14 protein-coding genes are annotated in these 13423 nt (G+C 59.0%); all 14 read left to right on the top strand.

The annotated features are described in order from the left end of the window. Nucleotides 1-5 precede the first annotated feature (5 nt). A complete protein-coding gene (gene tmk / locus NL64_RS20860) occupies nt 6-638 on the top strand; it encodes a dTMP kinase (protein ID WP_034149953.1) in 633 nt (210 codons plus the stop codon). After that, a complete protein-coding gene (locus NL64_RS20855; RefSeq protein WP_034149952.1) occupies nt 631-1617 on the top strand; it encodes a DNA polymerase III subunit delta' in 987 nt (328 codons plus the stop codon). The genes tmk and NL64_RS20855 overlap by 8 nt, the downstream gene beginning before the upstream one ends. A 41-nt stretch (nt 1618-1658) precedes the next feature. Then, a complete protein-coding gene (locus NL64_RS20850) occupies nt 1659-2015 on the top strand; it encodes a PilZ domain-containing protein (protein WP_034149951.1) in 357 nt (118 codons plus the stop codon). A gap of 15 nt (nt 2016-2030) precedes the next feature. Then, a complete protein-coding gene (locus NL64_RS20845) occupies nt 2031-2816 on the top strand; it encodes a TatD family hydrolase (RefSeq protein ID WP_034149950.1) in 786 nt (261 codons plus the stop codon). Nucleotides 2817-3158: 342 nt separating this feature from the next. Further along, entirely contained in the window at nt 3159-3797 is a 639-nt protein-coding gene (locus tag NL64_RS20840; protein WP_034149949.1) for a TetR/AcrR family transcriptional regulator, read from the top strand. Between the two features lie 138 nt (nt 3798-3935). Continuing rightward, nucleotides 3936-4904: a GTP 3',8-cyclase MoaA gene (locus tag NL64_RS20835; protein WP_034149948.1), complete on the top strand. Its 969-nt coding sequence runs from the start codon at nt 3936-3938 to the stop codon at nt 4902-4904. A 233-nt stretch (nt 4905-5137) separates the two neighbouring features. Then, nucleotides 5138-5746, top strand: coding sequence for a DUF4823 domain-containing protein (locus NL64_RS20830; RefSeq protein WP_034149947.1), 609 nt, complete (start codon nt 5138-5140; stop codon nt 5744-5746). Nucleotides 5747-5761: 15 nt separating this feature from the next. After that, a complete protein-coding gene (locus tag NL64_RS20825) occupies nt 5762-6322 on the top strand; it encodes a DUF1285 domain-containing protein (RefSeq protein ID WP_034149946.1) in 561 nt (186 codons plus the stop codon). Between the two features lie 119 nt (nt 6323-6441). Then, entirely contained in the window at nt 6442-7158 is a 717-nt protein-coding gene (locus tag NL64_RS20820; RefSeq protein WP_034149945.1) for a FadR/GntR family transcriptional regulator, read from the top strand. Between the two features lie 116 nt (nt 7159-7274). Next, nucleotides 7275-8150 (top strand): SMP-30/gluconolactonase/LRE family protein, encoded by an 876-nt coding sequence (locus NL64_RS20815; protein ID WP_034149944.1) that lies wholly within the window; start codon nt 7275-7277, stop codon nt 8148-8150. A gap of 278 nt (nt 8151-8428) precedes the next feature. Continuing rightward, nucleotides 8429-9247 carry an SDR family oxidoreductase gene (locus NL64_RS20810; RefSeq protein WP_034149943.1) on the top strand — a complete coding sequence of 273 codons (819 nt, stop codon included), beginning with the start codon at nt 8429-8431 and terminating at the stop codon, nt 9245-9247. A 122-nt stretch (nt 9248-9369) separates the two neighbouring features. Then, the gene (locus tag NL64_RS20805) at nt 9370-10374 is read left to right on the top strand and encodes a substrate-binding domain-containing protein (RefSeq protein ID WP_034149942.1); all 1005 of its coding nucleotides are present in this window, start codon (nt 9370-9372) and stop codon (nt 10372-10374) included. Nucleotides 10375-10439: 65 nt separating this feature from the next. Next, a complete protein-coding gene (gene araG / locus NL64_RS20800; RefSeq protein WP_034149941.1) occupies nt 10440-11984 on the top strand; it encodes an L-arabinose ABC transporter ATP-binding protein AraG in 1545 nt (514 codons plus the stop codon). Nucleotides 11985-11996: 12 nt separating this feature from the next. Beyond that, the gene (gene araH, locus NL64_RS20795; RefSeq protein WP_034150127.1) at nt 11997-12965 is read left to right on the top strand and encodes an L-arabinose ABC transporter permease AraH; all 969 of its coding nucleotides are present in this window, start codon (nt 11997-11999) and stop codon (nt 12963-12965) included. Nucleotides 12966-13423 lie beyond the last annotated feature (458 nt).

Genomic DNA, 13423 nt, shown 5'->3' with positions numbered 1-13423 from the left:
TGCCTGTGACTGGCTTGTTTATTACTCTGGAAGGCCCGGAAGGCGCCGGCAAAAGCACCAATCGCGAATACCTGGCAGAGCGCCTGCGCGGCGCCGGTATCGAGGTCGTGCTGACCCGTGAACCGGGCGGCACGCCGTTGGCCGAGCGCATCCGCGAAGTGCTGTTGGCGCCAGTCGACGAAGTCATGAACCCGGACACCGAGCTGCTGCTGGTATTCGCTGCGCGAGCCCAGCACCTGGCCGAGGTGATTCGCCCGGCATTGGCCCGCGGTGCCGTGGTGTTGTGTGATCGTTTTACCGACTCGACGTACGCCTACCAGGGTGGTGGTCGCGGCTTGTCACTGGAGCGTATCGCTACCCTGGAAACCTTTGTACAGGGTGATTTGCGCCCTGATCTGACGCTGATCTTCGATCTGCCGGTGGAAGTGGGTCTGGCTCGCGCCAGTGCTCGTGGTCGTCTGGATCGTTTCGAGCTGGAAGGCCGGACCTTTTTCGACGCCGTGCGCAGTGCCTTCCTCAAGCGCGCCGCCGCGGAGCCTGCGCGCTACGTACTGGTCGACGCCGCGCAACCATTGGCACAGGTTCAGCAATCCCTGGATGCCTTGCTGCCTCGTTTGCTGGAGCTGACTCGTGGCTGAAGCCTATCCGTGGCAGGACAGTCTCTGGCAGCAGCTAGCCGGTCGTACGCAGCACGCTCACGCTTACCTGCTGCATGGTCCGGCCGGAATCGGCAAACGCGCGCTGGCCGAACGCTTGATGGCCAGCCTGTTGTGCCAGCGTCCGACCGCACAGGGCGCCTGCGGAGAATGCAAGTCCTGCCTGTTGCTCAAGGCTGGCAGTCACCCCGATAACTACATTCTGGAACCGGAAGAGGCCGACAAGGCTATCAAGGTCGATCAAGTTCGCGATCTGGTCAGCTTCGTGGTTCAGACCGCGCAGTTGGGCGGGCGCAAAGTGGTGCTGATCGAGCCGGTCGAGTCGATGAACATCAATGCCGCCAACGCCCTGCTCAAAAGTCTTGAAGAGCCGTCCGGCGATACCGTGTTGCTGTTGGTCAGCCATCAGCCGAGCCGTTTGCTGCCGACCATCAAGAGTCGCTGCGTGCAGCAGGCTTGCCCACTGCCGAGTGAGGCCATGAGTCGGGAATGGTTGGCCAAGGCACTGCCGGACTGTTCGGAAGAAGAACGCATCGAATTGCTGACATTGGCTGCCGGGTCGCCATTGGCCGCGGTCAACCTTCAGGCCCAGGGCGTGCGCGAGCAGCGCGCGCAAGTGGTCGAAGGGGTGAAGAAACTGCTCAAGCAGCAGCAATCGCCGACACAACTGGCCGAAGGCTGGAATGCGATTCCGTTGTTGCTGCTGTTCGACTGGTTCTGCGATTGGTCGAGCCTGATCCTGCGTTATCAATTGACCCAGGACGAAGCCGGGCTGGGACTGACGGATATGCGCAAAGTCATTCAGTACCTGGCGCAGAAAACCGGTCAGGAGAAGGTCCTGAGTATTCAGGACTGGATCCTCGCCCAGCGTCAGAAAGTGTTGAGCAAGGCCAACCTCAATCGGGTGTTGTTGCTGGAAGCGCTGCTGGTGCAATGGGCTTCTTTGCCTACCCAGAGGTGATCGCGCGGCCTAAACTCTGTCAATCAGCAGTGGAGGTCAGCATGAATGAACCTGTCAGCCCGGGGCCGCGTAACGGAATCTTGTCCCTGACCATCAAGGACAAGTCGGTGCTTTACGCGGCCTACATGCCCTTCATCAAGAACGGCGGCCTGTTTATCCCGACCAACAAGAGCTACAAGTTGGGCGACGAGGTATTCATGTTGCTGCATTTGATGGATGAACCGGAAAAGATCCCGGTGGCCGGCAAGGTCGCCTGGGTCACCCCCAAAGGCGCTCAGGGAAACCGCGCGGCCGGGGTTGGCGTGCAGTTCAATGAAGCCGACCACACCGCGCGCAGTCGCATCGAAACCCATCTGGCCGGAGTCATCAAATCCGACCGTCCCACTCATACGATGTAAGTTGCAGCCCTTTTTATGCTCGTAGATTCCCATTGTCACCTTGATCGCCTCGACCTCGCCGCCCACGACGGCTCCCTGGATGCTGCCCTTGAGGCGGCCCGTCAGCGTGGGGTAGGGCACTTTCTGTGTATCGGTGTCAGCGCGGACAACGCCGCTGATGTCAAAGCCCTGGCCGACCGGTATGACGACGTTGACTGCTCGGTCGGCGTGCATCCACTGGATGTTCAGCCCGGTGCAGCGCCCGCACTGGACTGGTTGCTACATGAACTCAATCACCCACGTGTGGTGGCGATCGGTGAAACCGGTCTGGACTATCACTACGAGCCCGAAGCGGCAGAGTTGCAGCAGGAATCTTTCCGCCTGCACCTGCAAGCTGCACAGCAAACCGGCAAGCCCGTGATCATCCACACCCGTGGCGCCCGCGCAGATACCCTGAACTTGCTGCGTGAAGCGGCGCTGCCCCAGGCGGGCGTGCTGCATTGCTTCACCGAAGACTGGGACATGGCCAAAGCCGCGCTCGACATGGGTTATTACATTTCCCTGTCCGGTATTGTCACTTTCCGCAATGCCGACGCGTTGCGTGATGTGGCGAGCAAGGTGCCTGCTGACCGATTGCTGGTGGAAACCGACTCACCGTACCTGGCGCCGATCCCCCATCGCGGCAAGCCGAACTTGCCGCAGTATGTGCGGGAAGTGGCAGAGTTCCTGGCGATGTTGCGGGGGGAGTCCTACGAGCGATTTGCCGAGCAGACCACCGAAAATTTCAAGCGCCTGTTTCCGCTGGCGCATGTGAAAGGTTAAATCGCAGGCAAAAAAAACCCGGGTTCTGGGGGGTGAATCCGGGTTAAGACCATTAGGAGTAAAACAATGGCACGCGGTCCGTTGGTACCAATATCGGCGCGACACTTGGGGGAGATGCCCCGCCGACAGTTCAAGTATTGATCACTATTGCGCCGTTGCCAGTTTACTAGCCCCGGTTTTTAAACAATTTTGGAATACGCCCGCTTCGGAAGCGTTCTCATCAACTGAAGACCTTGTACGAAATCATCAAGAAACACTGACATGGTCGGATGATCCGTGCATTTTTGCGTAATTTAGGCATAATACGCGGCTTCGAATTTTGACCCCTACAGACCTTTTCTTATGCATAAAGAACCTCGTAAGGTCCGTGAGTTTCGTCGCCGCGAGCAAGAAATTCTCGATACCGCGCTCAAGCTGTTCCTCGAACAAGGTGAAGACAGTGTCACCGTCGAGATGATTGCTGATGCCGTCGGTATCGGCAAAGGCACGATCTACAAGCACTTCAAATCCAAAGCCGAGATTTATCTGCGCCTGATGCTCGACTACGAGCGCGATTTGAACGAGCTGCTGCATTCCGCCGACGTCGACAAGGACAAGGAAGCCCTGTCCCGCGCTTACTTCGAATTCCGCATGCGTGATCCACAGCGTTATCGCTTGTTCGATCGCCTGGAAGAAAAGGTAGTCAAGGGCAACCAGGTGCCGGAGATGATCGAGGAGCTGCACAAGATTCGCGCCTCGAACTTCGAACGCCTGACCCTGTTGATCAAGGGCCGCATCAGCGAAGGCAAGTTAGAAGACGTGCCGCCGTATTTCCACTATTGCGCGTCCTGGGCGCTGGTGCACGGTGCCGTGGCGCTGTATCACTCGCCGTTCTGGAGCAATGTGCTGGAAGATCAGGAAGGCTTCTTCCAGTTCCTGATGGACATCGGCGTGCGCATGGGCAACAAGCGCAAGCGCGACACCGACACCCCGAGCAGCTGAGCCATTCAGCTGCCTTATTGCGTTGTGATTTCCCTACATGGCGCAATGCCGCAGGAATATACTCAGGCATGGGACTTGCTAAAACTTGATTTGTGAGTCAAGTTTTAGCGGTTCGATTTTCTTTCGCCGGAGTGATCCATGATCGTTGACCGTCAAGGCAGGCGTTTTCGCAATTTGCGGATCAGCCTGACCTCAGCCTGCAATTACGCTTGTACCTACTGCGTGCCCAACGGCAAGCGGCTGGTGGCTGCGCAGGATGAATTGTCGGCCGAGGCCATGGCACGCGGCGTGGCTTATCTGATTGAAGCGGCAGGCATCGAGCGTTTGCGCATCACCGGTGGCGAGCCGTTGGTCAGCCCGAAACTCGAAGCCTTCATGACCGCTGTCGGGAAAATGGGCTTGGAAGACATCAGCCTGACCACCAACGGTCAATTGCTGGCGAAGAAGCTTCCTTTGTTGGTGGATGCCGGCATTCGGCGGATCAACGTTTCCCTCGATACCCTGGATGCCAGCGCATTCCGCACAATCGCACGTGGTGGTGACCTGGCTACCGTGCTCGACGGCATGGATCAGGCCAGCGCCGCTGGCATCAAGATCAAGGTCAACATGGTGCCATTGCGCGGGCAGAACCTCGATCAAGTGATGCCATTGCTCGATTACTGCCTGGAACGCGGTTATGAATTGCGCTTCATCGAGCTGATGCGCATGGGCCACCTGGCCAGCGATTCCAACGCCTTTCTTCAGCAGTTTGTCAGTCTTCAGCAGTTGCTGAGTCTGATCGGCGAGCATTACGAATACCTCCAGGCTGACGCTCCCGTCGATGCCACGGCGGTGCGCTACGAGATTCCGGGCATGGGCCATTTCGGCGTGATTGCCAACGAAAGCGTGCCGTTCTGCCGAACCTGTTCGCGACTACGCCTTTCGTCTACTGGATGGCTGCATGGCTGCCTGTCGTCGAGTAACCGACACTATGTCGGCGATCTGCTGGACAAGCCGCGTCATCAAGCTTTGCCGGGCTTACAGCGGCTTTTAGTGAAAGCCTTGGGCGATAAGCAGGAAGTGGCGTTTTCCGGTGGGGCGACGGTCATGAAGATTATCGGCGGCTGATCTGGCCCTGTGGCAAGGGAGCTTGCTCCCGTTGGGGTGCGAAGCAGCTCTAAATTATCAAACACACAGTATTCCTCACTATTTACGACGGCTGCGCAGCCGAGCGGGAGCAAGCTCCCTCGTCACAGGTCCGCATTATCAATCTGGAAATATCCGTGGTCGCAAGGAATGGCGCAAAATCTGCATCCCACCGCCATTCGCCGGTTTTCCGTCACCGGCCTCTGGAGGATAGGATGCGTAGCCTGGTTTTGCTGCTGGCCGTTTTGGCGCTTGGTGGCTGCATGAATGTCAGCGATATGGCCGAAGGGACTCGCTACCACATGAGCGACGCGGGCCTGCTGGACCATAGCGACAGCCGCCGTGTGAACAACCTGCGCATTCAGCCGGACTCGTTCGTCTACATCGCCCAAGGCGCGTTCATGCCGCCGGGCAGTGCCGTTTATCCACGACCCAATGTCATTGCCGAAGTGGCCTTCGACGGTTTTGTCGATTATTTCCCGATGGTCCGGCGCGCCCGCGCACCGGAAGGCCTTGACCAGGCCATGAGCGAAGCCCGTTCCGTCGGTGCCCATTACCTGCTCTATACCCGTTTCGCCAAGTCTGACGACCGTATCGGCAACTCGGATGAATGGCTGGATCAGGAAGCGCTGGATCGCCTCGGTGTCGACAGTGGTGTGATTCAGATCATGTTGATCGAGACCAGCACCCAGTATTTGATTGATACTGCACGTATCAAGAGTCGTGGCGGTTTGCTGACGTTCCACGACAAGAAGCCAGAAGACCTGATGGGCCCGCCGCTGGAGCAATACGCTCGTAGCTTGCTGGGGCTCAGCGACCAGTAATCCAAGGAGATGGCCATGAGTGGCCCGCAAAAAGCCAACGACCTGTTGGGGCAAATCCCCAAAACCAAAGGCTTGCCGCCGGTCCACCTGTGGAACCCCGACTTCTGCGGCGACATCGACATGCGCATCGCCCGCGACGGCACCTGGTATTACCTGGGTACACCGATCGGGCGCAAGCCGATGGTCAAGTTGTTCTCCACCATCATTCGTCGCGACGGCGATGATTACTTCCTCATCACCCCGGTCGAGAAGGTCGGCATAAAGGTCGATGACGCGCCTTTCGTGGCGATTGCCGTGGACGTAGAAGGCGAGGGCGAGGTGCAGATCTTGCGTTTCACCACCAACGTCGACGAAACCACCGACGCCGGTGCGGAGCACCCGATTCGCGTGGTGATCGATCCGGTCACCCAGGAGCCGGCGCCGTACGTACATGTGCGCACTAACCTTGAGGCGTTGATCCATCGCAATGTGTTCTACCAACTGGTGGAGCTGGCGGTCAGCCGAGAGATCGACGGGCAGCGCTGGTTGGGTGTGTGGAGTGGCGGGGAGTTTTTCCGTATCGGTCTGGAGCCTTGAAAAGATCGCAGCCTTCGGCGGTTCCTGTAGGAGCTGCCGAAGGCTGCGATCTTTTTATTTGACAGCCAATCATATGATGATTAGCGTGGGCACCCATCGCAAACGGCTTTGAGGTGTCCATGTCCAGCAGCTTTCATGCTACGACCGTCGATTGGCTGGGGTGCTGGATCGCAACCGGTCAAGTGAAGCCTGGCGAAACCCTCAAGGTCGAAGCCGACCTCGGCGAACAACTCGGCGTCAGCCGCACGGTTATCCGCGAAGCCATCAAGACCCTGGTTGCCAAAGGCATGCTCGAAGTCGGGCCGAAAGTCGGCACGCGGGTGTTGCCGGTGCGGCGCTGGAACCTGTTTGATCCGCAAGTCGTCGGCTGGCTGTCGCGCAGCGGCTTGCCGGAAAACTTTGTCGATGACTTGCTCGACCTGCGCCGAACCATCGAACCAATGGCCGTGCGCTGGGCCTGCGAACGAGCGACCGTCGAGCAGGTGGAGGCGGTTTTGCTGGCCTACAACGCGCTGGAGCGGGCAGTGGACAGCGGCATCGATTACAACCGCGCCGACCAGTTTTTCCACGAGTGCATCCTCGCCGCCAGCCACAATCAATTCATCGAACAGATGGTCCCGGCCCTCGGCGCGCTGCTGGCGGTGTGTTTTGAAGTGTCCGCCGCCGACCCGGATGAGCTGCGCCGCACCTTGCCAATTCACAAAGACATGGCCGACGCCATCGCCGCCCGGGATGCCGCGCGGGGTGTCTGGGCCTGCATGACCCTGATCGACAACGCCGACCTGGCCATCAAACGCTATTACCCGCAATTCATGGCCGACAAAAAAGCCAGCTGACAACGAAGACCCTGTGTAGGAGCCGGCTTGCTGGCGATAGCGATTGTGATCTTGGAAAACGCCATCGCCAGCAAGCCGGCTCCTACACAAAAAACAATAAGAAAGCAGGAGGTTTCATGACGTGGACTGCGGTTACCGAACACCGGGCGCAGCTTGGCGAAGGCCCGTTCTGGGATGTGCCGACCCAGGCGTTGTACTGGGTGGACATCGCCGGCAAGCAAGCGCTGCGGTTGATCGGCGCCAACGTGCAGATCTGGCAGATGCCGGAGCATGTGTCGGCCTTCATTCCCTGCGAAAGCGGCGACGCGCTGGTGACCTTGAGCAGCGGTGTGTATCGCCTTGATCTGGATTCGCCAGGCCTGGATCCTCGTCTGACATTGCTCTGCGTCGCCGACCCGCAACCGGGCAACCGCGCCAATGAAGCCCGCTGCGACGCCCAAGGCCGACTCTGGCTCGGCACCATGCAAAACAACATTGGCGAACAGGGCGAAGACTTGCCAATTGAACGGCGTTCCGGCGGTCTGTTCCGCATTGATCGCGATGCGCGGGTGACGCCGCTGCTCCGTGGGCTTGGCATTCCCAATACGCTGCTGTGGAGCGATGACGCTACCACCGTGTATTTCGGCGACAGCCTCGACGGTACGGTCTATCAGCATTTCATTCGCACCGATGGCAGCCTCGAACCGGCTCAGCCCTGGTTCGGTGCTCATGGGCGCGGCGGTCCGGACGGCTCGGCGATGGATGCTGAAGGTTTCATCTGGAACGCCCGTTGGGACGGCAGCTGCCTGCTGAGGTTGAGCCCGGAAGGCAAAGTCGATCGGGTGATCGAGCTGCCGGTCAGCCGCCCGACCAGTTGCGTGTTCGGCGATGACGACTTGAAAACCCTGTACATCACCAGCGCCGCGAGCCCGCTTGAGCATCCGCTGGATGGGGCGGTGTTGTCGATACGTGTCGATGTGCCCGGAAAGCGCTGTACGCGATTTGTCGGGTAAATCCCAAAATATGGGATGTTAAATTATATATTGAGATTATTTGGTGGTCGGGTTTATAGTCGGCGCCATCAGTTACACGCACTCACACTTAAAAAAACAAAACAGGTGAAGTGATGCAGCGATATTCCACCGCATTCCCTTGCGGAGTCAGTGCCTCAGAACGTCTCTTCGATGAAACGTTTTTGCGTTCGCCTGTTTCTTTCCAACGTTTAACGTCTTTTGACCGGACATCCACGGATGCCCGGTTTTCGTCGTGCTTTCGAAAGGAGTCCTGATTCATGACTGAATCTCTTTCCTTGCCGCCGGTTCCCGAACCGCCGAAAGGTGAGCGCCTGAAAAACAAAGTCGTGCTGCTGACAGGCGCCGCTCAGGGTATTGGCGAGGCGATTGTCGCGACCTTCGCTTCCCAGCAAGCGAAGTTGGTCATCAGCGATATCCAGGGCGAGAAAGTCGAAACAGTCGCGGCGTACTGGCGGGATAAAGGCGCCGACGTCGTGGCGATCAAGGCCGACGTTTCGCAGCAGCAGGATCTGCACGCCATGGCCAGACTGGCGGTCGAACGCCACGGTCGGATCGACGTGCTGGTCAACTGCGCCGGAGTCAACGTATTCCGCGATCCGCTGGAAATGACCGAAGAAGATTGGCGCCGCTGCTTCGCCATCGATCTTGATGGCGCCTGGTTCGGGTGCAAGGCTGTGTTGCCGCAAATGATTGAGCAGGGCATCGGCAGCATCATCAACATTGCCTCGACCCATTCCTCCCACATTATTCCGGGCTGCTTTCCGTACCCGGTGGCCAAGCATGGTTTGCTCGGCCTGACCCGCGCCTTGGGCATCGAGTACGCGCCCAAGGGCATTCGCGTCAACGCCATCGCGCCGGGCTACATCGAAACCCAACTGAACGTCGACTACTGGAACGGCTTTGCCGACCCTCACGCCGAGCGTCAGCGTGCCTTTGATCTGCATCCGCCCAAGCGTATCGGCCAGCCTGTTGAAGTGGCCATGACCGCTGTATTCCTGGCCAGTGATGAAGCGCCGTTCATCAATGCCTCATGCATCACCATCGATGGCGGGCGCTCGGTGATGTACCACGACTGAGTAACCGGGATTTCAGGCACACAACTACGCTTGAAATCCAATCATCATACGATATGACTATTGGCAGTACGGTTTCACCGCTTTCAAAATAACGCTCAAAAAAAATAACAAGGAGTCAGCTTATGAATCGTCGTCATGCAATCCGTTCCCTGTGCTGTGCCGCTCTGGCGGTCACTGCGGTCAGCCTGAGCAGCACGCTGCTGGCGGCCGAGGAAGTGAAAATCGGTTTCCTGGTCAAGCAAGCGGAAGAGCCCTGGTTCCAGACCGAATGGGCGTTTGCCGAAAAAGCCGGGAAAGAGAAGGGCTTCACTCTGATCAAGATCGCCGTGCCTGATGGCGAGAAAACCCTGTCGGCCATCGACAGCCTTGCGGCCAACGGCGCCAAGGGCTTCGTGATCTGCCCGCCAGACGTATCCCTCGGCCCGGCGATCATGGCCAAGGCCAAACTCAACGGGTTGAAAGTGATCGCCGTCGATGACCGCTTCGTCGATGCCAGCGGCAAGTTCATGGAAGACGTGCCGTACCTCGGCATGGCGGCGTACGAAGTCGGCCAGAAACAAGGTGCCGCCATGGCCACCGAAGCGAAAAAACGTGGCTGGGACTGGAAAGACACCTACGCGGTGATCAACACCTACAACGAACTCGACACCGGCAAGAAACGCACCGACGGTTCGGTCAAGGCGCTGGAAGATGCCGGCATGCCGAAAGACCACATCCTGTTCTCCGCCCTGAAAACCCTCGACGTGCCGGGCAGCATGGACGCCACCAACTCCGCGCTGGTGAAACTGCCGGGTGCGGCGAAGAACCTGATCATCGGCGGCATGAACGACAACACCGTACTGGGCGGCGTGCGCGCCACCGAGAGCGCCGGTTTTGCCGCGGCGAACGTGATCGGCATCGGCATCAACGGCACCGACGCCATCGGCGAACTGAAGAAACCCAACAGCGGCTTCTACGGCTCGATGCTGCCAAGCCCGCACATCGAGGGCTACAACACCGCCGCGATGATGTACGAGTGGGTCACCACCGGCGAAGAACCGGCGAAGTACACCGCGATGGACGACGTGACGCTGATCACCCGCGACAACTTCAAGCAGGAACTGGAAAAGATCGGCCTGTGGAACTGAGGCTCGGTTGATTTCATCGGCAGCCCCGGCAACGGGGTTGCCTGATCGGTGTGATGAGGTGGTTTATGCACGCGCAAACACAAGTACAACAACACACTGCCGGTGGCAGCTTGCGCTTCAACGGGATCGGCAAGACCTTTCCCGGGGTGAAGGCGCTGGATGGCATCAGCTTCGTCGCCCATCCGGGGCAGGTTCATGCCTTGATGGGCGAGAACGGCGCTGGCAAGTCGACTCTGCTGAAAATCCTCGGTGGCGCCTACATTCCGAGCAGCGGTGATTTGCAGATCGGCGAGCGGACGATGGCTTTCAAGTCCACCGCCGACAGCATCGGCAGCGGCGTCGCGGTGATCCACCAGGAACTGCACCTGGTGCCGGAAATGACCGTGGCGGAGAACCTGTTTCTCGGTCACCTGCCGGCCAGCTTCGGCCTGATCAATCGCGGCACCCTGCGTCAGCAAGCGCTGGCCTGCCTAAAGGGGCTGGCTGACGAAATCGACCCGCAAGAGAAAGTCGGGCGTCTGTCCCTCGGTCAGCGGCAACTGGTGGAAATCGCCAAGGCCCTGTCCCGTGGCGCACACGTGATCGCCTTTGATGAACCCACCAGCAGCCTTTCGGCGCGGGAGATCGATCGCTTGATGGCGATCATCGGTCGCCTGCGCGACGAAGGAAAAGTGGTGTTGTATGTCTCCCATCGCATGGAGGAAGTGTTCCGCATCTGCAACGCGGTGACCGTGTTCAAGGACGGTCGCTACGTGCGTACCTTCGAAGACATGAGCGAGCTGACCCACGATCAACTGGTTACCTGCATGGTCGGTCGCGATATCCAGGACATCTACGATTATCGCTCCCGCCCCCGTGGTGCGGTGGCGTTGAAGGTCGATGGCCTGCTTGGGCCAGGCTTGCGAGAGCCGGTGAGTTTCGAGGCGCACAAAGGCGAGATTCTCGGCTTGTTCGGCCTGGTCGGAGCCGGTCGCACCGAACTGTTTCGCATGCTCAGCGGTCTGGAGCGCAACACCGCCGGACGCCTTGAACTGCGCGGCCATGAGTTGAAACTGCGCTCGCCTCGCGACGCTATCGCCGCGGGCATTTTGCTCTGTCCGGAGGACCGCAAGAAGGAGGGCATCATGCCGCTCTCCAGCGTCGCCGAGAACATCAACATCAGCGCCCGCGGTGCCCATTCCACCTTCGGCTGCCTGTTGCGCGGCCTGTGGGAAAAGGGCAACGCCGACAAGCAGATCAAGGCGTTGAAAGTGAAGACGCCCAACGCGGCGCAAAAAATCATGTACCTGTCCGGCGGCAATCAGCAGAAGGCGATTCTCGGTCGCTGGCTGTCGATGCCGATGAAAGTCCTGCTGCTCGACGAGCCCACTCGCGGCATCGACATCGGCGCCAAAGCCGAGATCTACCAGATCATCCACAACCTGGCGGCTGACGGTATTGCGGTGATCGTAGTGTCCAGCGACCTGATGGAAGTGATGGGCATTTCCGACCGCATCCTGGTGTTGTGCGAAGGCGCCATGCGCGGCGAACTGAGCCGCGAACAGGCCAATGAATCCAACCTGCTGCAACTGGCTTTGCCGCGCCATCGCGCTGACGGCGTGGCGAACTGAGAGGTGACTATGATGACAACCCAAAACGAAACCCTGCCGACCGTGCGCAAACCCCTGGACCTTCGGCGTTTTCTCGATGACTGGGTCATGTTGCTGGCGGCCGTCGGGATCTTCGTGCTCTGCACCTTGCTGATCGACAACTTCCTCTCGCCGCTGAACATGCGTGGCCTGGGCCTGGCGATTTCCACCACCGGGATTGCCGCGTGCACCATGTTGTATTGCCTGGCGTCCGGGCATTTCGACTTGTCGGTGGGCTCGGTGATTGCCTGTGCCGGGGTGGTCGCGGCGGTGGTGATGCGCGACACCGACAGCGTGTTTCTCGGCGTTGGCGCGGCGTTGGTGATGGGCCTGATCGTCGGGCTGATCAACGGGATCGTGATTGCCAAGCTGCGGGTCAACGCGTTGATCACCACGCTGGCGACCATGCAGATCGTGCGCGGCCTTGCTTACATTTTCGCCAACGGCAAAGCGGTGGGCGTGTCACAGGAATCGTTTTTCGTGTTCGGCAATGGCCAGTTGTTCGGCGTGCCGGTGCCGATCCTGATCACCATCGTCTGCTTCCTGTTCTTCGGTTGGTTGTTGAATTACACCACCTACGGGCGCAACACCATGGCCATCGGCGGCAACCAGGAAGCGGCGTTGCTGGCGGGCGTCAACGTTGACCGGACCAAGATCATCATCTTCGCCGTGCATGGCGTGATCGGCGCGTTGGCGGGTGTGATTCTGGCTTCGCGCATGACGTCGGGTCAGCCGATGATCGGCCAGGGTTTTGAGCTGACGGTGATCTCGGCTTGCGTCTTGGGCGGCGTTTCGCTGAGTGGCGGGATTGGCATGATCCGGCATGTGATTGCCGGGGTGTTGATTCTGGCGATCATCGAGAATGCGATGAACCTGAAGAACATCGACACGTTTTACCAGTATGTGATTCGCGGTTCGATTCTGTTGTTGGCCGTGGTGATTGACCGCCTCAAACAACGCTGAACCCGGTTACCTGTGGGAGCGATCCTGCTCGCTCCCACGTTGATCTGCGTCGCGCACCCGCCTGTGGCAGGCGGTCTGCGGGCAATTGATCGCGCAGCGGTCACGGCATTTTTTGCCATCCCTTCCGTCACTTCCCTTTCTTCGGCGCCCTCTCAACGCCCCTGCGTGGTAAACCATCTGTTCCCGCCCTGTATCAATCTTTCGACCAAACCACGGCGCACCTCAATCAACCTTCATTGCTGCACGTAGGACGGGTCTTAGGACCGTTCTGATTTACATTTTGAACATCAAATCCGTTTCCAGACTCTCCTCCAGCATCCACGCACCTTTGCGCCTTTCATCCGCTAAAAAAACCTACGAAGCCATCACATCGCCATGATTGTGCCGATGAATTTGCGACCGCTAACGTCCAGCCATCGCGGCTCAGCCAGCGATCATCACTTCGGGCGTACCAAATC

It is taken from the genome of Pseudomonas fluorescens, assembly GCF_000802965.1.
Classification (GTDB): domain Bacteria; phylum Pseudomonadota; class Gammaproteobacteria; order Pseudomonadales; family Pseudomonadaceae; genus Aquipseudomonas; species Aquipseudomonas fluorescens_A.
Note: the sequence above shows the minus strand (reverse complement) of the source record. Positions and strands in the feature narration are given on the sequence as shown.

Excerpts from the sequence above, each read along its gene's own strand:
- NL64_RS20850 (WP_034149951.1), top strand. The coding sequence starts at position 1,659 with ATGAATGAACCTGTCAGCCCGGGGCCGCGTAACGGAATCTTGTCCCTG.
- NL64_RS20845 (WP_034149950.1), top strand. The coding sequence starts at position 2,031 with ATGCTCGTAGATTCCCATTGTCACCTTGATCGCCTCGACCTCGCCGCC.
- NL64_RS20840 (WP_034149949.1), top strand. The coding sequence starts at position 3,159 with ATGCATAAAGAACCTCGTAAGGTCCGTGAGTTTCGTCGCCGCGAGCAA.
- NL64_RS20835 (WP_034149948.1), top strand. The coding sequence starts at position 3,936 with ATGATCGTTGACCGTCAAGGCAGGCGTTTTCGCAATTTGCGGATCAGC.
- NL64_RS20830 (WP_034149947.1), top strand. The coding sequence starts at position 5,138 with ATGCGTAGCCTGGTTTTGCTGCTGGCCGTTTTGGCGCTTGGTGGCTGC.
- NL64_RS20825 (WP_034149946.1), top strand. The coding sequence starts at position 5,762 with ATGAGTGGCCCGCAAAAAGCCAACGACCTGTTGGGGCAAATCCCCAAA.
- NL64_RS20820 (WP_034149945.1), top strand. The coding sequence starts at position 6,442 with ATGTCCAGCAGCTTTCATGCTACGACCGTCGATTGGCTGGGGTGCTGG.
- NL64_RS20815 (WP_034149944.1), top strand. The coding sequence starts at position 7,275 with ATGACGTGGACTGCGGTTACCGAACACCGGGCGCAGCTTGGCGAAGGC.
- NL64_RS20810 (WP_034149943.1), top strand. The coding sequence starts at position 8,429 with ATGACTGAATCTCTTTCCTTGCCGCCGGTTCCCGAACCGCCGAAAGGT.
- NL64_RS20805 (WP_034149942.1), top strand. The coding sequence starts at position 9,370 with ATGAATCGTCGTCATGCAATCCGTTCCCTGTGCTGTGCCGCTCTGGCG.
- araG (WP_034149941.1), top strand. The coding sequence starts at position 10,440 with ATGCACGCGCAAACACAAGTACAACAACACACTGCCGGTGGCAGCTTG.
- araH (WP_034150127.1), top strand. The coding sequence starts at position 11,997 with ATGACAACCCAAAACGAAACCCTGCCGACCGTGCGCAAACCCCTGGAC.